This is a genomic window from Azospirillum argentinense (assembly GCF_000632475.1).
GTDB lineage: Bacteria > Pseudomonadota > Alphaproteobacteria > Azospirillales > Azospirillaceae > Azospirillum > Azospirillum baldaniorum.
Genome location: NZ_CP007794.1, coordinates 788984 through 813433, shown reverse-complemented (window position 1 = coordinate 813433; position 24450 = coordinate 788984). Strand labels below are relative to the sequence as shown.

Annotated in this window: 18 protein-coding genes; 11 read left to right on the top strand and 7 right to left on the bottom strand. The window is 69.0% G+C overall.

What is annotated here, in order from left to right; genetic code table 11:
• The first annotated feature begins 4 nt into the window (after positions 1–4).
• From ABAZ39_RS17835 to ABAZ39_RS17820, 4 genes are all read left to right on the top strand, one after another.
• Positions 5–1117 (top strand): 3-oxoacyl-ACP synthase III family protein, encoded by a 1113-nt coding sequence (locus tag ABAZ39_RS17835; RefSeq protein WP_040134218.1) that lies wholly within the window; start codon positions 5–7, stop codon positions 1115–1117.
• Between the two features lie 142 nt (positions 1118–1259).
• On the top strand, positions 1260–3125 hold the full coding sequence (locus ABAZ39_RS17830) for a flagellin N-terminal helical domain-containing protein (RefSeq protein ID WP_040134217.1): 1866 nt from the start codon (positions 1260–1262) through the stop codon (positions 3123–3125).
• Between the two features lie 132 nt (positions 3126–3257).
• Positions 3258–3686, top strand: coding sequence for a flagellar biosynthesis repressor FlbT (locus tag ABAZ39_RS17825; protein WP_040134216.1), 429 nt, complete (start codon positions 3258–3260; stop codon positions 3684–3686).
• A complete protein-coding gene (locus ABAZ39_RS17820) occupies positions 3683–9688 on the top strand; it encodes a tetratricopeptide repeat protein (RefSeq protein ID WP_081863127.1) in 6006 nt (2001 codons plus the stop codon). Before ABAZ39_RS17825 ends, ABAZ39_RS17820 begins: the two co-directional genes overlap by 4 nt.
• Positions 9689–9752: 64 nt before the next feature.
• Here the strand turns inward: ABAZ39_RS17820 and ABAZ39_RS17815 are convergent, their stop codons facing one another.
• Together ABAZ39_RS17815 and ABAZ39_RS17810 are read right to left on the bottom strand one after the other, a co-directional pair.
• Positions 9753–9935 (bottom strand): YdcH family protein, encoded by a 183-nt coding sequence (locus ABAZ39_RS17815; protein ID WP_040134215.1) that lies wholly within the window; start codon positions 9933–9935, stop codon positions 9753–9755.
• A gap of 225 nt (positions 9936–10160) precedes the next feature.
• Complete coding sequence (locus ABAZ39_RS17810; RefSeq protein ID WP_040134214.1) at positions 10161–13739, bottom strand: tetratricopeptide repeat protein; 3579 nt, start codon at positions 13737–13739, stop codon at positions 10161–10163.
• A gap of 166 nt (positions 13740–13905) precedes the next feature.
• On the opposite strand from ABAZ39_RS17810, the gene ABAZ39_RS17805 reads away from it, so the two are divergent.
• Positions 13906–15195, top strand: a complete 1290-nt coding sequence (locus ABAZ39_RS17805) for a methyltransferase (protein ID WP_040134213.1) — start codon at positions 13906–13908, stop codon at positions 15193–15195.
• A gap of 18 nt (positions 15196–15213) precedes the next feature.
• Here ABAZ39_RS17805 and ABAZ39_RS17800 read toward each other — a convergent pair whose 3' ends face one another.
• The 3 genes from ABAZ39_RS17800 to ABAZ39_RS17790 form a co-directional block, all read right to left on the bottom strand.
• Positions 15214–16596 (bottom strand): hypothetical protein, encoded by a 1383-nt coding sequence (locus tag ABAZ39_RS17800; protein ID WP_040134212.1) that lies wholly within the window; start codon positions 16594–16596, stop codon positions 15214–15216.
• 23 nt (positions 16597–16619) lie between these two features.
• Positions 16620–17168 (bottom strand): BON domain-containing protein, encoded by a 549-nt coding sequence (locus ABAZ39_RS17795; RefSeq protein WP_244621374.1) that lies wholly within the window; start codon positions 17166–17168, stop codon positions 16620–16622.
• Positions 17169–17369: 201 nt separating this feature from the next.
• The gene (locus tag ABAZ39_RS17790) at positions 17370–18167 is read right to left on the bottom strand and encodes an N-acetylmuramoyl-L-alanine amidase family protein (protein ID WP_040134211.1); all 798 of its coding nucleotides are present in this window, start codon (positions 18165–18167) and stop codon (positions 17370–17372) included.
• 307 nt (positions 18168–18474) lie between these two features.
• Between ABAZ39_RS17790 and ABAZ39_RS36430 the strand changes: the two genes are divergently transcribed.
• From ABAZ39_RS36430 to ABAZ39_RS17775, 4 genes are all read left to right on the top strand, one after another.
• Positions 18475–18627: a hypothetical protein gene (locus ABAZ39_RS36430; protein ID WP_162473411.1), complete on the top strand. Its 153-nt coding sequence runs from the start codon at positions 18475–18477 to the stop codon at positions 18625–18627.
• A 430-nt stretch (positions 18628–19057) separates the two neighbouring features.
• A complete protein-coding gene (locus ABAZ39_RS37005; protein WP_051658222.1) occupies positions 19058–19801 on the top strand; it encodes a MotA/TolQ/ExbB proton channel family protein in 744 nt (247 codons plus the stop codon).
• Positions 19788–20399, top strand: coding sequence for a DUF2135 domain-containing protein (locus ABAZ39_RS17780; RefSeq protein WP_040134210.1), 612 nt, complete (start codon positions 19788–19790; stop codon positions 20397–20399). The genes ABAZ39_RS37005 and ABAZ39_RS17780 overlap by 14 nt, the downstream gene beginning before the upstream one ends.
• Positions 20396–20917: a hypothetical protein gene (locus ABAZ39_RS17775; protein WP_040134209.1), complete on the top strand. Its 522-nt coding sequence runs from the start codon at positions 20396–20398 to the stop codon at positions 20915–20917. The genes ABAZ39_RS17780 and ABAZ39_RS17775 overlap by 4 nt, the downstream gene beginning before the upstream one ends.
• Positions 20918–20960: 43 nt before the next feature.
• On the opposite strand, the gene ABAZ39_RS17770 is transcribed toward ABAZ39_RS17775, so the two are convergent.
• Positions 20961–21347 (bottom strand): hypothetical protein, encoded by a 387-nt coding sequence (locus tag ABAZ39_RS17770; protein WP_051658221.1) that lies wholly within the window; start codon positions 21345–21347, stop codon positions 20961–20963.
• Positions 21348–21530: 183 nt separating this feature from the next.
• Here ABAZ39_RS17770 and purU point away from each other — a divergent pair, with 183 nt between their 5' ends.
• Positions 21531–22397, top strand: coding sequence for a formyltetrahydrofolate deformylase (purU, locus tag ABAZ39_RS17765; RefSeq protein WP_040134208.1), 867 nt, complete (start codon positions 21531–21533; stop codon positions 22395–22397).
• Positions 22398–22447: 50 nt separating this feature from the next.
• Here purU and ABAZ39_RS17760 read toward each other — a convergent pair whose 3' ends face one another.
• Positions 22448–23245 carry a response regulator gene (locus tag ABAZ39_RS17760; RefSeq protein ID WP_040134207.1) on the bottom strand — a complete coding sequence of 266 codons (798 nt, stop codon included), beginning with the start codon at positions 23243–23245 and terminating at the stop codon, positions 22448–22450.
• Positions 23246–23823: 578 nt separating this feature from the next.
• Here ABAZ39_RS17760 and ABAZ39_RS17755 point away from each other — a divergent pair.
• The gene (locus ABAZ39_RS17755) at positions 23824–24387 is read left to right on the top strand and encodes a hypothetical protein (RefSeq protein ID WP_051658220.1); all 564 of its coding nucleotides are present in this window, start codon (positions 23824–23826) and stop codon (positions 24385–24387) included.
• Positions 24388–24450: the final 63 nt, after the last annotated feature.

Genomic DNA, 24450 nt, shown 5'->3' with positions numbered 1-24450 from the left:
CCCCATGGTGGCCAGTGTGATCGAAGGCGTCGCCCTGAGGGGAGTCGTTGCCTGCGTTCCGGAACGGCGCGAAACGGTGGAGGATCTGGCCGCCCGCTTCGGCGAGGACGCCGCCCGCCGGATCGCCAAGGCGACGGGCATCGAAGCCCGCCACCTCGTGCCCCCTCATCAATGCACGTCCGACTTGGGTGAGGCCGCGGCGCGGCGCCTGCTGGACCGGCTGGGCTGGGCGGCGGACAGCATCGACCTGCTGGTCATGGTCACCCAGACCCACGACCACATCCTGCCGGCCTCGGGCTATCGGCTCCACCATCGGCTGGGGCTGGGCAAGGGCGCGGCCGTGCTCGACCTGACGCTCGGTTGCTCGGGCTACGTCCACGGCCTGTGGACCGCGTCGGCGATGCTGAAGGCGGCGGGCGGGCGGCGCGCGCTTCTGATCGCGGGCGACACGACGTCGCGCGTGATCGATCCCGACGACCGGGCCGTGGCGCCTCTGTTCGGCGACGCCGCGACGGCGACGGCGCTGGTGGCGGAGGACGGTGCGGCGCCCATGGTCTTCGCGCTGGGCAGCGACGGCGCCGGCGCCCCCTACCTCGCCGTTCCCGGCGGCGGTCTGCGGCGGCCCGGCGAGCCCGCGCACCTGTTCATGGACGGCACCCAGGTCTTCGCCTTCACCCTGCGCGAGGTGCCGGGCAACATCCGCGCCGTGCTGGAACGCGCCGGCTGGACGATGGGGACGGTGGACCGGCTGGTCCTGCATCAGGCCAACGCCCAGATGATCCGCCATCTCGCGCAGAAGCTTGGGGCCACGCCCGGCCAGACGGTGGTCGGGCTCGCCGGGTTCGGCAACACCAGTTCCGCCTCCATTCCCCTGGCGCTCGCCTCCGAACTGGAGGGGGCGTTGCGCGGCGGGCCGTTGCGTCTCCTTCTCTCGGGCTTCGGTGTCGGCTGGTCGTGGGGGAGTGTTGCGCTGACCGCCGGCCCGCTCGCCGTCTGCGAGGTGATGGTGCTTCCTGCAAACCCGGCAGAATCTGCCGAGCCGGGCGGACAACCGGCAAAGGGTGCCGGGCGGAAGGCAATTTTTGCCGAGTGCCCGGTAAAAATTGCCGATCCCTGATTTGCCCGGAGGCAGGATTTTCCCCGGCCGACCGGCAAATTCGATCTGGCCCATTTATTGCCTAGCGGTAGCCCGAGGGAATTAGTCCCTCTCCGTGCGCGCAACGTCGTGCGGATCGACATCCTCCAAAAGGAGTGACTCCATGGCTACCAGCGACATCTCCCTCTCGTCGTCGATGCGCACGAACCTGCTGCAGCTGCAGGGCGTTCAGGACTCGATCGCGAAGAAGCAGAACATTCTCGCCACCGGCAACAAGATCAACTCGGCGCTCGACGGCCCGACGTCGTTCTTCGCCGCGAAGAACCTGAGCCAGCGCGCCGGCGACCTGACCGCGCTGAAGGACACGATGGGTCAGGCCATCAGCACCATCAAGGCCGCCGACAAGGGCTTGACCTCGATCGACGATATGATCGAGCAGGCGCGCGGCCTGACCACCGCCGCCTATTCCGCGCTCGGCACCGACGCCGGCTCCGTCGCCACCCGCAAGTCGCTGGCCAAGCAGTTCAACGGGCTGAAGGACCAGATCGACAAGCTGGCCGGTGATTCGGCCTACGGTGGCAAGAACCTGCTGGCGGGCAACGGCCTGCGCCTGGACTCCACCAGCGACTCGCGCCGCGCCGTCAACACCATCCAGGGCATCGAGAACGCCAGCGTCACCAACGTGGTGTCGACCGACACCTACACGGTGCGCGTCAAGGGCGACGGCTCCATCGAGGGCGCGGCCGGCGAGATCAACAGCGCCGAAATGGCCCACGGCCTGGTCGGCCTGAAGCTGTCCGGCACGATGACGACGACGGCGGGCAGCTTCTCCGACGTGCAGATCGAGGTCCGCGGCGCGAAGGGCCGCGAGCGGTCCTTCATCGTCACGGACGGCAACGAGTCGCGCACGGTCTCCTACTTCGACAACAGCCAGACCATCGCCGCCAACACGACGACGCCGGCCAAGTCGGGCACCGCGCAGCTCACCCAGGTGACGCTGGGCGGCACGATCGAGGCGGGCGACAGCTTCACCATCACCGTCGAAGACCAGACCTTCACCTACACCGCCACCGCCGGTGACGTGGCGACGGGCCAGACCGCCCGCGTCAACATTGCCAATCAGCTTACGGCGTCGATCAACAACGCGCTGGGCGCCAACGGCCGCCTCAGCGGCAAGGACGTCGATACCGTCACGGTCAACGGCACCGGCACGATCACCCTGTCGGGCGCGACGACGACCAACGCCGCCCGCGAGATGACCGTCAAGGCCTCCGCCGAGAACGCCCTGACCAAGCGCATCTCCGAAAGCTTCGCGTCGGGCACCGTGGTGTCCTTCACGGTGGACCGCAATCTTCTGGAGCAGGCCGCCAACAACGGCAACGGCATCTCGACCATCGAGAAGAAGGTCGACATCCAGATCCAGGTCAGCAACCTGAGCGGCGCCACGGTGACCCGCGACGGCATGTCCAAGCGCGGCGAGGGCAAGCTGTCGGAAGGCGAGAACGCCTTCGCGTTCGACACCGGCACGGTGCGCTTCAACGTCGACCAGAAGAGCATCAAGCAGGCGGCGGCGGCCAACTCGGCGGCCAACCTGGTCTCGGTGCAGGTGACCGACGCCAACACCGCGAACGATCTGACGGTGCAGCTCAACGAGCGCAACACCAACGCGATCACGGTGCAGGCCCAGAACCTGACCACCAGCGGCCAGGGCCTGCGTCTGGACTACGCGCAGAACGACTGGACGGACCGCGCCGACATCGACAAGGCGGTCGCCAGCATCGACTACGCGAAGCAGACCCTGCGGTCGTCTTCGCAGACGCTGTCGACCAACCTGAACGTCATCACGACCCGTGAGAACTTCACCAAGGAGTTCAGCGACGTGCTGACGGAAGGCGCGAGCAAGCTGACGCTGGCCGACCAGAACGAGGAAGGCGCCAACCTGCTGATGCTGCAGACCCGTCAGCAGCTCGGCACCATCGCCCTCTCGCTGGCCAACCAGTCGCAGCAGTCGATCCTGCGTCTGTTCTAAGCCTGAGACTTCGGGTAGGATCACGCCCGGCGGGCGGCGGCGCAAGCCGCCGCCCGTTCCATTTGGTGCGGCGCCATCCGGATGGGGACTTCCGCTTCCGCGCGCTGCCGATACAAGGACCGGGTCCGTTTCATGCCTCTGAAGTTCGTTCTCCGCCCCAATGAAAAGGTCATCATCAACGGCGCGGTCATCGGGGCTGGTGACCGTCCCGGCTCGTTCTTTCTTTACAACACCGCCAACTTCCTTCGCGGGCGTGAGGTGTTGAAGGAAGAGCAGATCGACTGCATCGAGAAGAAGCTCTACTTCGTCATCCAGCTCATCTACATTTTTCCGGAAGACGCGGTTCTTAATTTGCAACGCTTCGCCTCGATCCTGGCCGAGACGCGCGATGCCCGTCCGGATTGCGGCGACGACCTCGACGAGATCGAGCGGCTGGTCGAAGCCCGCAATTATTACCGTGCGCTGAAAATCTGCCGGAAGATGTTCAAGGGCGGCTCCGAGGGTCCGTCCGGCACCTCCGATGGGGCGGCGGAAAGCCCGGCGACCGATCCGGCGCCGTGATCGACAGGGTCGTTGAGGGGTGGGACGACCAAGTGGCGGCCGCGCTTTTGAGCGACGCCATCGCCCGGCACCGGGCGGGTGATCTGGATGAGGCGCGGCAACTTTACCGCCGCATCCTCTCCGCCGATCCGGCCCACACCGATGCCCGGCACCTCTTTGGCATCGCGGCCTATCAGGCCGGTCAAGGCGAGCAGGCGGCGGCGTGCTTCCGGATGGTCCTCGCGGCCGACCCTGCCTTCGCCCCTGCCTACAACAGTCTGGGCAATGTTCTCGCCGACCGGAGCGATCCGGAGGGCGCGGCACGCGCCTACCGCCGCGCCATCGCGCTTCAGGACGGCTATGCCGAGGCGCTCGGCAATCTCGGTCTGCTTCTGCAGACGCAAGAGCGGATCGGCGACGCCATCGCGGTTTATGAGGAGGCGCTGCGCGCCGATCCCGGACGCACGGCGACCCGCTTCGATCTGGCGGTTCTGTATCGACGCCATGGCCGTCTCGACGAGGCGGCGATGGCCTTCTACCGGGTCGTCCAGACGCAGCCGGACCATGCGCAGGCGTGGCGCAGCCTGGCGCTCGTGCTGCGCGCCCTGGGCCATGCCGACGCGGAGTTGTGCCTGCGCCGCGCCTTGTCCGATGACCCGACCGACCGCGAGGTGGCGCGCGACCTGGGGGCGCTCCTGAACGAGCGTGGCGCCTTTGCCGAGGCGGCGGCGGTTCTGGCTCCGGCGGTGGATGCCGACACCGAGCGGGACGCGCGGCTGCTCTTTCATTTGGGCAGCGCGCTTCAGGGGGACGGGCGGCTGGCGGAGGCGGTTGCCCGCTATCGCGACGCGCTTCTTCGGGACCCGCTGGTGGCGGGGGCGTGGAACAATCTGGGCGTGGCGTTGCTCGACCTGGGCGACCATGCCGCCGCGGTGAGGGCGCTGCGGCGGTGCATCACGCTACGTCCCGCCGATGCGGTGGCCTTCAACAACCTGGGCACCGGCCTTGACGGCGTGGACCGGCCGGGGGAGGCCGCGCGCGTCTTCCAGCGTGCCCTGACGATCCAGCCGGACTACGGCAAGGCGTTGAACAATCTCGGCAACTCCCACCGGGTCGCCCGCCGGGCCGTGACCGCCGCGGCGCTGTACCGGCGGGCGCTGATCGTCCAGCCGGACTATCCCGACAGCTACACCAACCTCGGCAACGTCCTAAAGGACTGGGACGACTGGCAGGGTGCGCTGCGCCTGCACCGGCACGCGGTGCGTCTGGCGCCGCAGAGCGCCATCGCGCTGACCACCCTCGGCCTTGCCTTGAATGTGCTGGGGCAGAACGCGCAAGCGGAGGCCGCGCACCGGCGCGCCCTGTCCATCGATGCTGGGCATGCGGAGGCCTACGCTAACCTCGGTCTGCTGCAATGGCAATCGGCGGGCGTGGTGGAGGCGGAGCGAACCCTGCGTCGCGCCCTGCGCATCGACCCGGTCCTGGCTGCGGCCCGGCTGAACTTCGCCCTGGTCAGCCTCGCCACAGGCAACCTGCGGGAAGGCTGGGACGCCTATCAGGACCGTTTCAAGGCCAAGGAGTATCGGGAGCGATCCATTGCGGCACCGCTCTGGCGCGATGACGGAGCGGCCGTTTCACGCCTTCTGGTGTGGCGCGAGCAGGGGGTGGGGGACGAGCTGATGTTCGCATCCTGCTATCCCACTCTGGAGGATCGCGTGACGGCGGGCCGGATCGGTCAGGTCATCCTGGAATGCGACCGTCGGCTGGTCAGCCTGTTCAGCCGCTCCTTTCCCTGGGCGATGGTGCGGGCGGAAACCACCGCCGCCGACGGGACGGAAACGCTGGTCCCGGCGGATTGCGACGCCCAGATCGCCGCGGGCGCCCTCCCGCGCCTTCTGCGTCCGGATTTGGAGAGCTTTCCAGCCCGTCCCTGGCTGGTGCCCGACCCGGCACGCCTCGCGACCTGGCGGGAGCGGCTGGCCGCCCTCGGGCCGGGCCTGAAGATCGGCATCGCTTGGCGCAGCCAGTTGATGACGACCGAACGACGGGCCGCCTACATCACTCTGGACGCCTTCGCGCCGCTGTTCGCCGTCCCCGGGGTGGTTCTCATCAATCTTCAGTATGGCGACTGCGCGGCGGAGATCGACGCGGCGGAAGCGCGGTTCGGCGTGCCCATCCACCGCTGGGCCGACCTGAACCTCAAGGACGATTTCGAAGGCGCGGCCGCCTTGACCGCCTCGCTCGATCTGGTCATCGCACCCGCCGTCTCCACCGGCGAATTGGCCGGGGCCCTGGGCGTGCCGGCTTGGCGCATCGGCGCCCGCGACTGGACCCAACTCGGCACCGAGGTCCGCCCCTGGTATCCGACGATGCGCCTGTTGCAGCCCCGCCCCGGCGAGACGCTGGACGACGTCATGGCGCGCATCGCCCGAACCCTGTGCGATCTGGCGCGGCCGGTCGAGGCCGGGCCGAGCTGTCCACCCGTGGCGCCCGTGGCCTCCGTGGATGTCGCGCCGCAGATCGCCGAGGCCGTCGCGCGCTACCGCGCCGGGGCGCTGAGGGAGGCGGAAGACCTCTGCCGGTCGGCCCTGGACTCCGCGCCGGACCATCCGGTGGCCCTCCACCTGCTGGGAATCCTGCGGCTTCGCCAAGGCGACGCCGGGGAGGCGGCAACGGTTCTGTCCCTCGCCGTGAGGGCCGCCCCCGGCAACGACGCCGTGCACGCCGCCCTTGCCGACGCCTGCCAGGCGATGGGCCGGCGTGATGCGGCTCTGGAGGCGCAACGCAACGCTGTCCTGCTCCGTCCGGACGGGGCGGAGCATTGGCTCAACCGCACCGTTCTCCTGCGGGGACGGGGCGAGGGGGAAGAGGCGGAGGCCTGCGCGCGGCGCGCCCTGCGGGTCCGCTCCTCGCTCGCCCTGGCGCACAGCCATCTGGGCCACCTGCTCGCCGAGCGCGGGGACCGTGCGGGGGCAGAACGGAGCCACCGGCGGACGCTTGCCCTGACGCCGTCGGAGGTGGACGCGCTGGTCAATCTCGGCGCTTTCCGCCTGAAGGCCGATCAGCCCGGGGAGGCGGAGCGGCTGCTGCGCCGTGCCACCGTGATCGCACCGGCCGCCGCGACCGCCTGGAGCCATCGGGGCAGCGCGCTCGACCGGCTCGGGCGCGTCGAAGAGGCGTTCTCCTGCCACAGCCGGGCCGTCGACCGCGCGCCGGAGATAGCGGAGGTTCAGGCGAATGTCGCCATGCACTGGGCGCGGCGGCAGCGCCCGGCCGAAGCCATCGTCGCCTATCGCCAAGCCGTCCGAATCAATCCGGCGCTGGCGACCGCCCACTACAACCTGTCGCTCCTTCTCCTGGAACAGGGCGAGCTTCGCTCCGGGTGGGCGGAGCATGAATGGCGATTCGACACCCCTCAGTTCCGCGACCAGAAGCGGCGCTTCGCCGCGAGACCCTGGCGGGGTGAGAACATCGCCTCCGCCCGCCTGCTGGTCTGGCGGGAGCAGGGTGTGGGCGACGAAATTCTCTTCGCGTCCTGCTATCCCGATCTGCTGCGCCGCGCCGGTCATGTGGTGATCGAGTGCGACCGTCGTCTGGTGTCGCTCTTCGCGCGCTCCCTCCCCGGTGCGACGGTCCGACCGCCGACCGTGGAGCCGCGCGACGTGGACGTGCAGGTCGCCGCCGCGTCCCTGCCGCGGCTGCTGCGGTCCGACTGGAAACGGTTCCCGGCCCAGCCATGGCTGGTGCCCGAACCCGGACGGCTGGAGCGCTGGCGGGGGCAGCTGGCCGCTTTGGGGCCGGGGCTGCGGGTCGGCATCGCGTGGCGCAGCCAGATCATGGATGGGGAGCGCCGGGCCGCCTACGTCACTCTGGACGCCTTCGCGCCGCTGTTCGCCGTCCCCGGGGTGGTGTTCGTCAATTTGCAATATGGCGACTGCGCAGCGGAGATCGCGGCGGCGGAGGCGCGGTTCGGCGTGACCATCCACCGCTGGGACGACCTGAACCTGAAGGACGATTTCGAGGGGGCGGCGGCGCTGACCGCCAACCTGGATCTCGTCGTCACGCCCGCCGTCTCCACCGGGGAGCTGGCCGGCGCCCTGGGCGTGCCGGTCTGGCGGCTCGGGCACCGCGACTGGACGCAGCTCGGCACCGATGTCCGCCCCTGGTTCCCGTCGATGCGGCTCTTCCAGCCGCGCTCCGGCGAAGGGCTTTCCGCCGTCGTGGAGCGGATGGCGTCCGCGCTGCGCCAGCTCATGCCCGCCGACGAGGAACCACCGTCCGGCGGACGCCCGCAGGGTGGGGCGGAAGACCCTGACACGCTGCTGGAGACCGCCGCCGCCCATCACCGGGATGGCCGGCTGGCCGAAGCGGCTCCTCTGTACGAGCGCGTGCTCAAGGCGCGGGCGGACCATCCGGTCGCTCTCCACCTGTCGGGATTGCTGGCGCACCAGTCGGGCGACTCCGTCGCGGGGGCGGCGCGCATTCGCCGCGCCCTGGACGTGCTGCCCGCGTACGGTGCCGCCCAATCGAGCCTGGGAAGCGTGCTGCTGGCGCTTGGGAAGGCGCCTGAAGCGGTGCGCCGGTTCCGGCTGGCGCTCGCCCTGCAACCCGCCGCCGCGGCGGCTCTGACCAACCTCGGCAACGCGTTGGAGGCGGCGCACGATCTGCCCGCCGCCGCGCAGGCCCACCGCCGGGCGACCTTGGCCGATCCGGCGCTGGCGGAGGCGCACGACAATTGGGGCGCCGTGCTGACCCGCCTCGGCGCGTTGGAGGCGGCCGAAGGATGCCATCGCCGCGCCCTGCGTCTGGCTCCGGACCGCGAGGGTGGCTGGCTGAATCTGGGGGTGGCGCTGCGCCGGGCGGGACGGCTGGACGAGGCGCGGCGCGCGCTGGTCCGCGCGCTGGCCCTGGCGCCGGCGCAAGGGGATGGGCTGGCCAATCTGGGGCGCCTGCTGCGCGACCGCGGCGAATCCGCGGCGGCGGAGCGCTGGTGCCGCCGGGCCCTGTCGGTGGAGCCGGGGCACCCCGCGGCGGCGTTCAATCTCGGCCTGCTGGATCTGGCCCGTGGCCGCTTGGAAGCGGGTTGGCTCGGCTATGACGCCCGCTTCCGCGGCCGTGAGCTGTCCGGTGCCGCCCGTGCCGTCCCCGTCCCCGCCTGGGAGGGGGAGGACCCTTCCGGCCTGCGCCTGCTGGTCTGGGCCGAGCAGGGGCTGGGTGACGAGATCCTGTTCGCCGGCTGCCTGGACGAATTGATCGCGCGGGCCGCCGCCGTGGTGGTGGAGTGTGACCGGCGGCTGGTGCCGCTGTTCGCGCGGTCCTTTCCCCGCGCGCAGTGGCGCCCGGCCCCGGCGGACCCGGACGCGCCCTGCGCCGGAATCGACCGTCACGTCGCCATGGGATCGTTGCCGCGCTGGCTGCGGTCCCGCTTCGACCGCTTTCCATCGCGTCCGTCCTTCCTGACCGCCGACCCCGAGCGCGCCGTCCAATGGCGGAAAAGGGTGGACGCGCTCGGTCCCGGCCTGAGGGTGGGAATCGCGTGGCGCAGCGGGCTGATGACGGCGGAGCGTCGCGGGGCCTACGCACCGCTCGACGCGTGGGGGCCGGTCTTCGCGTTGCCGGGGGTCGTCTTCGTCACCCTCCAATATGGGGACTGCATCGCCGAGATCGCCGCGGCGGAGCACCGGTTCGGCGTGACCATCCACCGCTGGGACGATCTGGACCTGAAGAACGATCTGGACGGCGTGGCGGCCCTGATGACGGCGCTCGACCTCGTCATCACCCCGGCGAGTTCGGTGGGGGAGTTGGCGGGGGCGCTGGGCGTGCCGGTGTGGCGGTTCGGGCCGCGGGGGGACTGGACGGCGCTCGGCACCGGGGTGCGGCCCTGGTTTCCGACCATGGCGCTGATTTCCGCGCCACCGGGAGAGCCGGCCTCCGGCGCCTTGCCGGCGATCGCGCGCCGATTGGCTGCGCTTCGCCCCACATCCGGACCGGCGCCTGCACCGTCCACCAAGCCAAGCGGATAAAGAAAGCCGGGAGCGAGCCGTCTGTCGCCCCCGACTTTACGAATCGGATCGATCCGGAAGGGTGTTAATTCACCCTGTGACTGGTTCTTGCCAAACGATCAATTTCCTCCTTGAGGTGCAACTTCTCAAGCTTCATCCGCTTGATGGCACTATCGTCAGGCCACGAACGCTTCTCCTCGTCGAGGATGGCGCGGTCGAGACGCAGGTGCTTTTCCTGCAAGGAAGATAGGCGAGCATCAGTGTGCATGGGCTGCTCTCCGTCAGATCGAACCGGCTCCTGCCAAGTCCGGCAGGCCGGAAACCATAGTGTTCACTCATCCGTGCCGCCAAACAACCCCAAACTTTTGTCCTAGTACTCCAAAGACGGGGAGTGACCGCCCCTTACGATGGAGGGTAGGACAATTCGCCGCATATGCCTGCCTTTTTCCGTTCGTTGCGGGATTATATCGAACGGTTGGACGTCCTCGCGTCGTCATACCTCGTTGGGGAGGGTGTTCCCAGCCATCCGGGTCAGCATCCGGGCGATCCGATGGACCACGTCGGCGGAGGTCTCGCCGGGGTATGGGGCGATCAGCCTTTGGGTGGGGAACCAGGGCCGCGCGCCGCTGCCCAACCATGTCCAGTCCCGGCCGCCCAGGCGCCAGACCGGCACCCCCAGGGCACCCGCCAGTTCCCCCGCGGCGGTGGCCGGCAGAATGACGAGGTCGAGCGCCGCCATCAGGGCGGCCACCCCCTCCAGGTCGTTCTTCAGGTCCAGATCGTCCCAGCGATGGACCCGCCGCACGCCGTTGGGCTCGATGGACGCCAATTCGGCGGTGCAGTCGCCATATTGCAGGTTGACGACGCGGACGCCCGGCACCTCCAGCAACGGCAGCCAGTCGGCGATGCGGGTGTAGGCGCCTTCGCGATGGGCCGTGACGATCTGGCTGCGCCAGCTGATGCCCACCTTCAGGCCGGGGCCGAGCGCGTCCACCCGTCTCCGCCAGAAGGCGGCCCGCTCGGGGTCGGGCGTCAGGAAGGATGGGCGAACCGGGAAGCGCTCCAGCCGGTCGCGCCACAGGGCGGGCAGGGAGCCGGCGGCGATCTGCAGGTCGCAGTCCGGCGGGTCAAGGCGTTCGCTTCCGTCGGCGGTGACGGACTCCGCCCGCACCGTCGCCCAGGGGAAGGCGCGGGCGTAGAGGGACACCAGACGCGCGTCGCATTCGAGAACCACGGGCCCGCCGCTGTCCTTCAGGTCTTCGAAGACGGAGGCGAACAGGATCTCGTCGCCCAAGCCCTGTTCCGGCCAGACGAGCAGGCGGCGCCCCCGCAGTGCGTCGCCGGCCCAGACCGGCAGCGCGATGCGGCGCGCCCGCTGAAGCTGGCGGGCGGAGAAGCGGCGGCCGTAACCGGCCCAGCCGGTGGCGAGGTCGCCGTCGGCCAAGGCCAGCAGCCCGACGTTCCAGGCGGCGAGCGCCAAGCCTGGGGCCACCCGCAGGGCACGGTCAAGGAAGCGTCGGCAGAGGGCCGGCCGATCCGCCAACTTGGCGAGAGTGCCCAGGTTGTTCAGGGTGTCGGCGGAGTCCGGCCGCAGGGTCAGCGCGCGCCGGTAATGCCGCGCGGCGGCGTCGAACTGTCCTTCGACCTCGCAGGCGTAGCCCAGGTTGGTGTGGGCGGCCGGGTTGGCCGGTGCGAGATGGATGGACCGGCGGTGCCAGCGCTTGGCCTCGGCCCGCTGGTCCGGCCGGTTCATGCTCAGCCCCATATGGGTCATCGCCTCGGGGAAGTCCGGGCGCAGGGCGATGGCGCGGCGGAAGCAGGCGAGGGCTTGATCCGGACGGTCCAGGGCCTGCCGGACGAGGCCGAGATGGTTCCAGGCCGTGGGGAAGTCCGGATCGGTCCGCAGCGCCGCCGCGATGTGGTGCTCCGCCTCCGCGTGGTGGCCCGCCTGATGCTGGGTCAGGCCGAGAAGATGAAGGGCGTCGCCGTGCGTCGGCGCCAGATCGAGGACCGCGCGGTAGGCCGCCATGGCGTCGCCCAGCCGCCCGGACCGGTGCGAGAGGATGGCGTGATTCAGCAAGGCTTCCGGATCGGCGGGGGGCGCCGATGGTGGAGGCGGAGCGGCCACGCGCTCGGGGGCGGGAGCGGGCCGCATCGCGGCGAGGCGGCGCGCCATGCCCGCCAACACGTCGTCGAAGGTTTCGCCGGGGCGCGGCTGGAACAGGCGCATCGACGGGAACCAGGGACGGACCCCGGTGCCGAGCTGCGTCCAGTCGCGGTGTCCGAAGCGCCAGACCGGCACGCCGAGGGCGCCGGCCAGTTCGCCCGCCGCCGTCGCCGGTGTGATGACGAGATCCAGGTTGCCGGTCAGCGCCGCCGCCCCCTCGACATCATCCTTCAGGTCGAGATCGTCCCAGCGGCGAATGGTTACGCCGAACCGCGCCTCCGCCGCGGCGATCTCCGCCGCGCAGTCGCCATATTGCAGATTGACGAAAACCACCCCCGGCAACGCGAGCAACGGCCCCCACTGGTCGAGTGTGGTGTAGGCGCCCTTGTGCTCGGGCGTTGCCAGATGGCTGCGCCAGGCAACACCGATCTTCAGGCCCGGCCCCAGCGCGTCCAGCCGCTCCCGCCACAGGGCGGTGCGGGCTGGATCGGGCTTCAGCCAGGGGACGAACTGGTCGAAGGCGTCCAGGGTCCCTCGCAACAGGCTGGGCAGGCTGCCCGCCGGCACCTGGAGGTCGGCATCCGGAGGAGCAACCGTCTCCTGCCCTTCGGCGTCCAGCGTCTCCGCCCGCACCGTCGCGCGCGGGAAGGAGCGGGCGAACAGGCTGACCATCCGCGGGTCGGTCTCGATGGTCACAGGCCCGCCGCCCCAGGCGATTGCATCGCCATAGCAGGAGGCGAACAGGATCTCGTCGCCCATCCCCTGTTCCCGCCAGATCAGCAGACGGCGCCGGCGCAGCCCTTCGCCGCGCCAGCGCGGCGCGTCGATGCGCCGGTCGGGCCGGACCCGGCCGGCGGCGAAACGCCGTTCGTAGCCCTCCCAGCCGCGCTCCAGCCGTCCGTGCAGAAGGGCGATGACGGCGAGGTTGTCGCTGGCGCTGGCAAGGTTCGGGTCGTGGGCCAGCGCCTCCTCGTAGCAGGCTTCCGCCTTGGTGAACTGCCCCTGCGCCCGAAGCGCGTTGCCGAGATTGTGGATGGCTTCGACAGCGTGCGGGTTCCGGCCAAGCACCTCACGGAAGCACCGCTCGGCCTGGGAGGGGCGTCCCAGCTTCAGGAGAACGCTGCCCAGATTGTTCAGCGTCGTCAGGCTGTCGGGCGCGCGCTTCAGCGCTTCACGGTAGGCGATCTCCGCGCTCTCGAAGGCGCCCTTGCGCTGCAGGACGGCGCCAAGCGTGTGATGGGCCTTGGGATCGTCGGGCCGCAGACGCAACGCGGCGCGGGCCTGGGCCAGCGCCTCGTCCAGCCGTCCGGCGGTGGACAGCGCGTCGCTGAGGTTGATGTGGGCCTCGACCATCGCGGGCGTGAGCACCGTGGCACGGGCGAAGGCGCGCAGGGCGTCGGCGAGGCGGTTCTGGGCGCGGAGCGCGTTGCCGAGATTGTACCAGGCCTTGGCGTAGCCGGGCTCAAGCTCCACCGCCGCGGTGAAGGCCAGCGCCGCCAACCCCGGAAGCGCCTGCGCCTGGAAGGCGTTGCCCAGATTGTAGCGCGGCTGGGCGGACAGGGGATTCAGGGCGGCGGCCATGCGGTGCGCGTCCACCGCCTCGGCGTGACGGTTCAGCGCGGCGAGCGCGCTTCCCAGATTGTCGTGGTAATCGGCGACGCCGCCGGCCTGCCGGATGGCCTCTTCGATCAGCTCGACGGCGGGGCCGGGATGCCCGGCCTGGAGCGCCAGCACGCCCAGCAGGTGCAGCGCGTCGGGGTGGCGCGGGGCGGCGGCCAGGACAGCGCGGTAGTCGCGCTCCGCATCGGCCAGCCGCCCCGCCCGATGGTGGGCGACGGCGCGGCCGAGCCGGGCGGCGACGTCGTCGGGTGTCGCCGGCGAAGCCTGGTCGGGGGGCTGGTTCATGGGGTTCGCCTTTTCCGTTTGCCCGATCCGGCCCCGGGTTGCGGGGCCTCCCGCCGGTCTGTTGCCGCCGGTCCTTTGCTGGAAGGGAGTGCCATGTTCACCGCTTCCCGGTAAAGATGCTGTTAGAAAGATGCTGTCAGCCCATGCCCCATTCAGGAGCCGATCCGTGTCCGAGCCGAGCGACCCGCCCCGCCCCCCGTCGCCGCGTCCGGGCTTGCTCGCCCGTGGCGCGGGGAGGCTCGGCGGTCTGGCCGCTCAGGCCATGCGCCTCTATGCGGAGGCCAACGCCCTGGCCTCGGACGGGCTGGCCGCGGAGGCGGAGGCCGCCTATCGACGCACGCTGGCGCTGAACCCGCGTTTCGCGGAGGCGCACAACAACCTGGGCAACGTCCTGCGCGCCCTGGACCGCGCGGAGGAGGCGGTCGCCGCCTACCGCGAGGCGCTGGCCTGCGGCCTCGACCATCCGCTGGTCCATTACAATCTGGCCTCGGCCCTGAAGGCGGCGGGCGACGTGGCGCCGGCGGAGCGGCATTTCCGCCGGGCGCTGGTCGAGGAACCGGCCTACGCCGAGGCGTTCAACAACCTCGCCAACCTGCTGCGCGACGGCGACCGGCTGACCGAATCCGCCATGGCCTACCGCCGGGCGCTGGCCTTACGGCCCGGCTGGGACGAGGCGCACGACAACCTGTCCGGCGCCCTCTACCTGCTTCACGAGGAGGGACGGCACGAGGAGGCGGCGCGGTTCGGCCGGCTGTGGCTGCGCGACCATCCCGACCATCCAGTGGCCCGCCACATCGGTGCCGCCGTCGCCGGGCTGGACGCCGGGGACCGGGCGTCCGATGCCTATGTCCGGCAGGTGTTCGACCTGTTCGCTGGGGAGTTCGACGACAAGCTGCTGGGCGAGCTGGGCTACCGCGCGCCGACGCTGCTCGCGGCGGCGTTGGCCGACGTGGGAATCGTGCAGGACTCAAGCCTGGACGTGCTGGACGCCGGTTGCGGCACCGGCCTGTGTGGCCCCTTCCTGCGCGGCCCGGCCCGCCGGCTGGTCGGGGTGGACCTTTCCCCCGGCATGCTGGAGCGCGCCGCCGCCCGCGGCCTGTACGACGCGCTGGAGGAGGCGGAACTCGGCGCCTTCCTGTCGGAACGCCCGGCGGCCTTCGACCTGATCGTGGCCGCCGACGTGCTGTGCTACTTCGGTGCTCTGGACGGAGTGCTGGCACAGGCCGCCGCGGCGCTGCGTCCCGGTGGGCGTCTGGCCTTCACGGTGGAGCGGCTGGAGGAGGGCGGGGCGCCCTGGCGGGTCAGCCCGCACGGCCGCTACGCCCATACGGAAGACCATGTGCGGGACGGGCTGAGCGCCGCGGGGCTGACCACCCTGCGCCTCGCCCCGGACACCCTGCGCCACGAGAGCGGTGCGCCGGTGGCCGGGCTGGTGGTGCTGGCTACGCGGCCCTGACGGGGCCGTTAGCCAGCCTCAGTCGAGCATCGGCAGGCCGGTCTCGATCCGCACCAGGGCGGCGAGCAGCGGCGCGCCGATGTCGCGTCGGACGAAGTTGCTCGCCCGGTCCGCGGCGTTGAGCGAGCCCTGGAAGCTCTTGCGCCAGCGGTCGTCGCCGTACATCACCTTTTCCGCCTTGGCCTTCTGGGCGAGCAGGCCGGGGCGGCGGCCGGCGGATTCGTCCACCAGACGGGTCAGCCGCTTCATCAGCTCGTTGGCGCTGGTCGGGTCGCCGCGCTTCAGCGCCGCCTCGATCAGTTCGGCCAGGGCCTCGCCGCGGATGTCGAGGTCCTGCACCTGCTCGGCGTAGGACAGCGCCACCGACGCGTCGGAGCGGCGGGCGATGCGGCCCAGCACCGCCGGGATCGTCCAGGGGTTCTCGTCCTGCACGGTGCGCAGAAGGCCCAGCGCCAGATTGGTGTCGCCCAGCTCCGACGCGGCGACGGCCAGCTCCGGCGGGCAGCAGTCGGTCTTGGTCTCGCGGAACTTGGAGAACTGCGTCTCCACCGTGTTCAGGAACAGGGTGCGGGCCGCCCCTTCCTTGCCGGCGCGCAGCAGAGTCTGGGCGACCAGACCCAGCTCCCAGCTGCAGTTGCGGGCGGTGGCGTAGGCCTTGGCCTCCTCGGCGAGCTGCCCGGCCAGCGCCATGTCGCCGCGCCACGCCGCCGCCTTGGCGATGTCGGCAAGGTTGTAGATGCGGGTCGAGCATTCCGGGATCTGCCGGGTGATGTCGAGCGCGAGCTGGTTCTGCCCCATCAGGGCGAGCGCGCGGGCGACGAACAGATCCTGACCGGCCCCGTCGGACGCGGCACCACGGCGCACCGCGCTGACGAAGGGGGCGATGATCTCCTTGGCCCGCGCGGTGTCGCCGATGGTGTTGTAGGCGACGGCCAGCGACAGCCAGTCCCAGCGGGCGGCGGTGATCGGCGTCTCCACCGGGGGCAGCATCTCCGCCACCCGGTGCAGGAAGCACAGCGAGGTCATCGGCTCGTTGCAGACCAGCGAGCGGATGCGCGAGCGGAACTCGAAGAAGTCGAAATCGCCGACGAACTGGTTGGTGACGAGCTGGACGGCCAGCGCGCTGTCCGGATACTTGACGACGATTTCGTTCAGCAGCCGGTCTGCCTCCTTCAGGAAACGGCTTTCCTCGGCGATGTCATAGGTGTTGTCCGCCTGCCGGATCATCTGCATCGCCTGGACGAACAGGCGGTTGGCCGGACCCTGGTCGGGCAGCGGCTGCTGCGCCGCCGCCGGGGTGCCGGTTCCCCCCACCGCCACGGTGAACGCCGCCAGCGCCATGAACAGGCTCATGGCGGCGGAGGCGGCAAGACGGCGGGCGGGGGCGGGCAGGATGGCCATGGCGGTGCGGAGACCCTGGTGCGCTAGAGGACGCGGGCGTAGTTGACGACACGCTGGACGTTCGGCAGCGTGCGGGCGTGCTCGATCACGCGGTCGAGCTCGCCCTGGTGGGTGGCCAGACCCATGAGATAGACGACGCCGTTGACGGTATCGATGCTGAAATTCTGGCTATGAATTTGCGAATCGAAGGTCAGCTTGGTGCGCAGCTGCGTGGTGATCCAGGTGTCGCGGGCGCTGTCCATGATGCCCGAGTCGGTGTCCACCTGGATCTCGTTGATGACTTCCTTGACGCCTTCCACCTGCCAGCACAGGCGCACGGCGTCGAGGCGCATCTGGGCGTCGGTGGCGCGGCCGGTCAGCAGCACGCGGCCCTGATCGACGGTCAGGCCGATGCGGCTGTGCATCTCCAGCGAATGCTGGAACCACAGATGGTTGATGCGGGCCTTGATTTCGGTGTCAGAGGCGAAGCCGGATAGGCCACGGTGCTCGCTGGCCGCGACGACGGCGGTGCCCCCGGCGGCGCCCAGCACGACGGGCGCGCAGCCAGACGCAAGACCCGCGACAGCGGCCATCCCGACCAGCGCCCAAAGGCGGCCAAACCCCGACACGCTCTGCCTCCGATCCCCGGCCCGCCGAAAGAACGGGCGGGCGGAAAAAGTCATGCCGCAGGTGCGTTGGCAATGGGGAATCTTGGGAGTGTCAGGCTTCATCGTGGTTTTGTCCCGGGGTGATGCACGAATGTTTCACTCGCTGCGAGCGCGAAGGAATCCGGGCTAGGCAAAGGGCGCGCGCGTCACCAGCCCGGCGATTTCGCGCGCGAGAACGCGGGCGATCTTCTGCCGCGCCTTGGGGTCGCGCAGGATCGCCTCGTCCTTTGGATTCGACAGGAAGCCGGTCTCCAGCAGAACGGACGGGATGTCCGGCGCCTTGAGCACCGCGAAGTTGGCCGAGCGCATCGGGTTGTCGAGCAGCAGCATGTCCTTCCCCGCCCCCTTCACGATCGCGTGGCGGGCCACCAGCGCCGCGTGCTTGGTGTGGCGCGCCGTCAGGTCGAGCAGGATCTCCTTCACGGCCTTCTTAGCGTCCTTCACGTCGACGCCGCCCAGCCGGTCCACCGCGTTCTCCTTGCGGGCCAGCGCCGCGGCGAAGGAGTCGGAGCTTTTCTCGGACAGGGTGTAGGCGGACAGGCCGCGCGCCTCGCGGTTGGGGGCGCTGTCGGCGTGGATGGACACGAACAGGTCGGCCCGCGCCGCGCGCGCGGCGTCCACCCGCTCGCCCAGGGCCAGGAAGCGGTCGCCGTCGCGGGTCAGCGTCACTCCCAGCTTGTGCTGCCGCGACAGCAGGCGTCCCACCTCCTGCGCGATGTGCAGGGTGATCTCTTTTTCCTGGGTGCCGCGGGCGCCGATGGCTCCAGGGTCGATACCGCCATGGCCGGGGTCGAGCACCACCATGCGTTGCCGCGCCGCCGGGCGGGGCTTGGTCTGGGCGCCCGCGGCGTGCGGGAACAGCAAGGCGCCGGCCCCGGCGAGGGGGACGGTCAGCGCCAGCTGGAGAAGACGTCTGCGTTCCATTCGCCCCTGATTCCGCAAGGAGTTGGGGCCGCCGAAACCAAAAGTCCTGAGCGCGATCGGAAAGGCGGCGTCCGGCCCGAACAGGCCTGAGGTTGAGCCCAAGGTGTGAGCGTTAACCAATGGGGACGCGCAAAAGGGTTGTCAAGGCCGGGCGGGTTAGCTCCGCCAATTGTCGCGGCCAAGCCGTCATGGAGGGCGTCGCCACCCTATGAAGATTCGACTCTTTCCAAGAATTCCTTGATGATGATGGTCGAAAGCGCTAAAATTTTAGAAATAAGCTCGGGAGGTGGCGATGTTGAGGAAAGCCTTGTTCAACATCATCCGGCAGGAGCAGCGCGAGGTCGAAGACGAACTCGAAAAGGAAGAGCGCCGCACGGCTCCCGACGTCGGCCGGGTGGTTGCATTGCAGCGCGAAGTTACCGACCTGCGGCGCGAACTGGAACATTACCGCGACGCCTGATCGCACGAATACGAACGAATCCATCCGCAAGCCCCTTTTCCGCAATGGCGGGAAAGGGGTTTTCTGTATTCGCGCGCGTGTTCTCGACGCCTATGGCGATGCAACATTCCAATGCTGCGATGCAGCATAATTTTGCTTATTTCGTAAGCAGCAAATGGATCGGGTCCTGAGCTTTGACCAGAATTTAATCACGGGGCCGACCGAAATCGTGGAACCGGTTGATCCAAAGCAATGGAGGCTGCGGCGATGCCGTTCAGACTTCCGGGGTAGCCTGTTTGTCACAGGGGCGATTTATCCTATCCGGCCAAGCACATGAACGGACTGGAGCGGCGGGCTGCGGGATTGGGCGAGACCGACGACGAACCGCTGGCACGCCGGTTGCGGAGTGCCATTCCGAACGCTCCCTGCTCCCTGTATGGAGGGCTGCCCGATGTCGGACGCTGTTTCGGACGCCATGGCCGAAGACGCCCAGAACGTCCCCGTTCATTCCCTCGTGCCCACCGTGCGCCGCCGCCGTGGCGGCCAACTGACCGCCGGCCTGTCGCTGGTGTCGCAACGCTACCTGCTGCTTCTGCGCTTCGCGGTCGTCAACGCCGCGGGCTTCACCCTTCTCGCCGCCGCCTGGGCGGAGGGGCTGATCGACCCCATCATCGCCACCGACAGCACGCATCTCTGCCTGCTGATCTTTCTGGTCTTCCTGGCCGGGCTGGGGCTGTCGGCGCAGCGCATCCTGCGCACCAGCCGCGAACTGAACCGCGCCAAGGAATTCGACCCGTCCGTCCCGTCGCGCGCCGCGCGCTATCTGGCGGAGGTCCGCGGACGGGATTCCGGGGCGCGGTCGATCGCCGCCTCGTCCCTGAAGTTCAAGCTGTCGGCGCGCATCGGTACGGTGCGTCAGATTTCCTCGACCCTGGTGATCCTCGGCCTGATCGGTACGGTCATCGGCTTCATCATGGCCCTGTCGGGCGTCGACCCGGAGAAGGCCGGCGATGTCGCCGCCATCGGCCCGATGGTGTCGAAGCTGATCGAGGGCATGGCCGTCGCGCTCTACACCACGCTGGTCGGCGGCGTCCTGAACATCTGGCTGAACATCAACATCGGCCTGCTGTCCGGCGCCACGGTGAACCTGATCACCGAGATCGTCGCCGTGGGGGAACGCCATGCAGGCCCTTGACCAGTTCGAGGAGGACGACGCCGGCACCGTCTTCCGCGACGTCATCACGCTGGCGCTTTGCGGCTTCGTGGCGGTGGTCATCCTGCTGCTTCCCCACATCCGGCCGGAGGCCAAGCAGGCCGACACGGCGGGCGTCGCAGCGCCCGGCAACGTGATGGTCGAGGCCCGCTGGCCCGACGAGCTGGATGCCGACGTCGATCTTTGGGTGGAGGCCCCGGGCGACGTGCCGGTCGGCTATTCCAACAAGTCCGGCGTGATCTTTAACCTGCTGCGCGACGACCTCGGCCGCAACGCCGACCCGACGAAGCTGAACTACGAGGCCAGCTACAGCCGCGGTATCCCGCCCGGCGAATACGCGGTGAACCTGCATCTCTACCGGAACAAGGCGATGGTCTTCCCGGTGCCGGTCACCGTGGTGGTCAGCGCCAAGCGGCCGGACGGCGACAACGCACGCCAGCTCCTCGCCACCACCGTCCAGCTGGACCGGGAGGGGCAGGAACTGACCGTCTTCCGCTTCAAGCTGACGGAGTCCGGCGAACTGGTCGGCGACAGCGTGCACAGCCTCTACAAGCCCCTGCGCAGCGGGAGGAAATCATGACCCAACTGCTCGACTTCCAGGTCGCCGCGGTCGCGCTGGCCGCCACGCTCGCCACCATCGCCATCTGGGCGCCGCGACGGCTGTGGGTGAAGGTGTCGGCTGTCGCCGTCTCCATCGGCTTCATGCCCGTCGCCTACGCCGGCATGGCCGATCTGCTGAGCAAGCCGAAGCCGGTCCGCATGGAGTGGGCGCAAAGCGCCACCGCCCAGGCCACCATTCTGGGCGCCCAGATCAAGGAGGGGCAGGGGATCTACCTGTGGCTCCAGCTGGAGGGCGGGGCCGAGCCGCGCTACTACAAGCTGGCCTGGGACCAGAAGCTGGCCGAGCAGCTTCAGCAAGCGATGCGCGAGGCGGAGAGGAACCGGTCCGGCATGGCCATGACCTTGCCCTTCGAGAAGACGCTGGACCCCGACAAGCCCAAATTCTACGCCCTGCCGCAGCCCCAGCTTCCGGAGAAGAATGGCGAGGAGGGCGGGCCGGGGCCGATGGTCTACCGCCACCCCGGCATGGATGCCTGATGCTTTGGAATCGACCGGGCCGTGACGCTGGGGAGGCGACCCCTCAGCCCAGCTTCACGTACCCCCGCTCGATCACCCGTTCCGCCGCTTCGAAGACCGCCTGCATCTCCTCGTAGGCGCGGCGGACGCGGGCCAGCTCCTCGATGGCGGCGGCGTTGGGGTGCCGGTGATCCGCCACCTTCAGCCCGGCGCGCAGATAGTCGGCCCGCAGCTCCGCCACCCGCACGGCCATGCGCAGGAAGGAGGTCTGGTCGAGGTTGGGCAGCTCGCGCCCCATCACCTCGCAGTTCGCTTCCAGCACCGCCGCTTCCATGTTCTCCAGGAAGTGCATAATCCGGTGCCGTGACGTGCTCTCCGCCGCTTCCGGCGTCAGCAGCTTGTCAACCTTGCCCTTGGCGTATTCGCCGATGATCTTGCCGCCCATGCCCATGGTTCGCCTCCGCTAGCTCGCCCCTGCGGTCGGCCCAATGCCGAAACGGCTCATCATCGCATGGGAATCCTTACCAAATGCTGCCGGAAGGGCGTTCCGGTATTCCCACATTGCACGATGCATCCCGCGGACGATCGTGCTAGGGAATCCGCCCTCGATTCCAGGTCGCAACGGTAGGCGCGCATGTCCGGCACCGCTTCTGAATACATCCTCACCGTCTCGTGCCCCGATGCCGTGGGCATCGTCTACGCCGTGTCGGGCTTCCTGGCCGAGCGGTCGTGCAACATCATCGACAGCGCGCAGTTCGGCGACCGCGGGACCAATCTGTTCTTCCTGCGCATCCATTTCTCCGCCGAGGCGTCGGGGCCGTCGCAGGCGGAGCTTCAGGCGGCCTTCGCCGAGCAGGTGGCCGAGCGCTTCGGCATGACCTGGAAGCTGCACGACGCCGGGCGGCGCCAGCGCGTGCTGATCATGGTGTCAAAGTTCGGGCACTGCCTGAACGACCTGCTGTACCGCTACCGCACCGGCTATCTGCCGATCGAAATCCCGGCCATCGTGTCCAACCACCGCGACTTCTACCAGCTCGCGGCGTGGCACAACATTCCCTTCCATTACCTGCCGGTGAACAACGACAGCAAGGCCCAGCAGGAGGCTCGGCTGCTGGAGATCGCGGAGCAGGAGAAGATCGACCTGGTCGTGCTCGCCCGCTACATGCAGGTGCTGTCCCCGGCCCTGTGCGAGCGGATGGCCGGGCGGGTCATCAACATCCACCATTCCTTCCTGCCCAGCTTCAAGGGCGCCAAGCCGTACCATCAGGCGCACGCCCGCGGCGTGAAGCTGATCGGCGCCACCGCCCACTACGTCACCTCGAACCTCGACGAGGGGCCGATCATCGAGCAGGAGGCGGAGCGCGTCGACCACACGATGACGCCCGACGACCTGGTAGCCATCGGGCGCGACATCGAGAACATCGTGCTGGCTCGGGCGGTCCGCTACCACGTCGAGCACCGTGTCCTGCTGAACGGCGGACGCACCGTCGTGTTCAAGTAAGGCAGTCTTCAAGTAGGGCCGGCTGGCCTGCTCCACCCCTCCGCGGAACCTCAGTGCTTCATGGCGAGCGAGGCTTCCTCGGGGTGGGGGGTGAAAACGGCGCGGGTGATCGCCTGTTCGATCTGCTCGCGGGTGAAGGGCTTGGGGATCACCGGGCCCAGATGCTCCAGCCCCTGCTTGGCCAGCTCGTTGGGGAAGGCGGTGACGAAGATCACCGGCAGGAAGCGCTGACGGCGCAGTTCCCGCGCCACCTCGATCCCGTTGTCACCCTCGGCCAGACGGATGTCCATCAGCGCCAGCGTCGGCGCATGGCGGCCAGCCAGCGACAGCGCCTCGTCCATGGTGGCGGCGTTGCCGCAGACGGTGTGGCCCATACCGCGCACCGTCTCCGCCAGATCGAAGGCGATGATGGCGTCGTCCTCGACGATCAGGATCGTCGCGGTCAGCTTCGAGCGCACCCGCTCGCGCGCGAAATTCAAACGCTCCACCGCGTCTTCCGGGGCAATGCCCAGCACGGTGGCGGCGTCGGCGACCGGCAGATCCTCCAGGTTGACCAGCAGGTAGAGCCGACGATCCATCTCGTCCAGGCTGTGCAGCGCCGCCTCGACCGGATGGGCGCCGGGCGCACCGGCCCGGGCGCCGGAACTGTCCTGCAACTGGTTCAGGTAGCGGTAGAGCGAACCGCGCGACGGGTCCACCGCCGGCGCCGACCCGCCCGGCCCGTCCAGATACCATTCCAACGTGCGCGTCACCAGGGCATCCCCCTGCGTCGACGTACCGGTCAAGGCCCGCGCATAGCGTCGCAGATAAGGCAGATGTTCCATCAGGTGGCGGGTGTTCTGATCCATGACTTTTTCCCCGTACCTCCAGCCAGTGCGGACCGCCGAGGGGCGCTGGCTTGCCTGCCGCGTTTTCCGGACTGTGCCGAATGTTCCCGTCCGATCCCTTACAAAGTTAATTTCATATGGCGCAGTTCGCGCCGTATCGGGAGTGACGACGAAAGGGTTATTCGGGATAGCTTGATCGGATTAAATCCGGTAACCGGTCGGGCGACGTCATACTTCGTCCGCTTGGGCTCCGGGTCCTTCCGGGCGCTCACCGCCGTTCAGTCCGCTGCACATGCGAATCTGACGGAACAATCGGCAAGCGGCGGTTGTTGGGACTGCCAATGGTGTGATTCCTCCCTGAACCGCCAGTCACTGCCGCCGCAGCGCCTGTCCCTCCGGGACGCGCCGGCGGCGTTTTTTTGCGCAGCACCGAAAAAAAAGCACGCCCATGGGCTTGCGCAGGGATGAGTGCGATATTACTGACTGTCCCCGGCGTCGCGCACCGGTGGCGGAACGGCGTCAAAGCCGCCCGGCACCGTCTCGCCAGACCCGTGCCTGTCGAACCGCGTATGCCAGGGCCGCGCATGCCAGAGTCGCGTATGACCGAATCAGACTTCGACCCGTCGGACCCGGATCCGCCAGATTCCGATCCGGTGGTGACCGATGGCGTGCCGCCGGATGAACTTGCGGATTTCCATGCCTGGCGGCAGCGCGTGGTTGGCACCAACATTTCCGACAAGACCCTGCTGGCGACCGATTATCTCAATCACTTCAACGAAATCGTGATGCTGATCGAGATGATTCCGGACATGCCGGACATGCTGGAGGAATGCCTGATCTGGCAGCCCAAAAGCTACCAGGAGCATTTCCGCGACAGCGGCTTCTCGGACAAGGAACTGGCCATCGAGGCGTACGGCCACGTTCCCGCCAAGTTCAAGCGGCCGTTCGAGGACACCATCGCCCAGGCGCATCAGGTGGTCCGCCACACGCTGGAGCGTGTGTCCGTCGACATCCAGGATGGGGCGGCCGACAAGCTGCGGATGGACTGCCAGACCTCCGTCGCGATGATCCACCGAATCATCCAGGTCGCCAACGGCATCATTCACGGCACCGCCCACGTCATGGAGCAGGGCGAAATCGACCTGTATCTGAGCGCCGAATAGCCTGTGCCGCTCTCAAGGGCACAAGCGCCCGATCTCTGCGCAGATGATTATTGCTTGTGCACC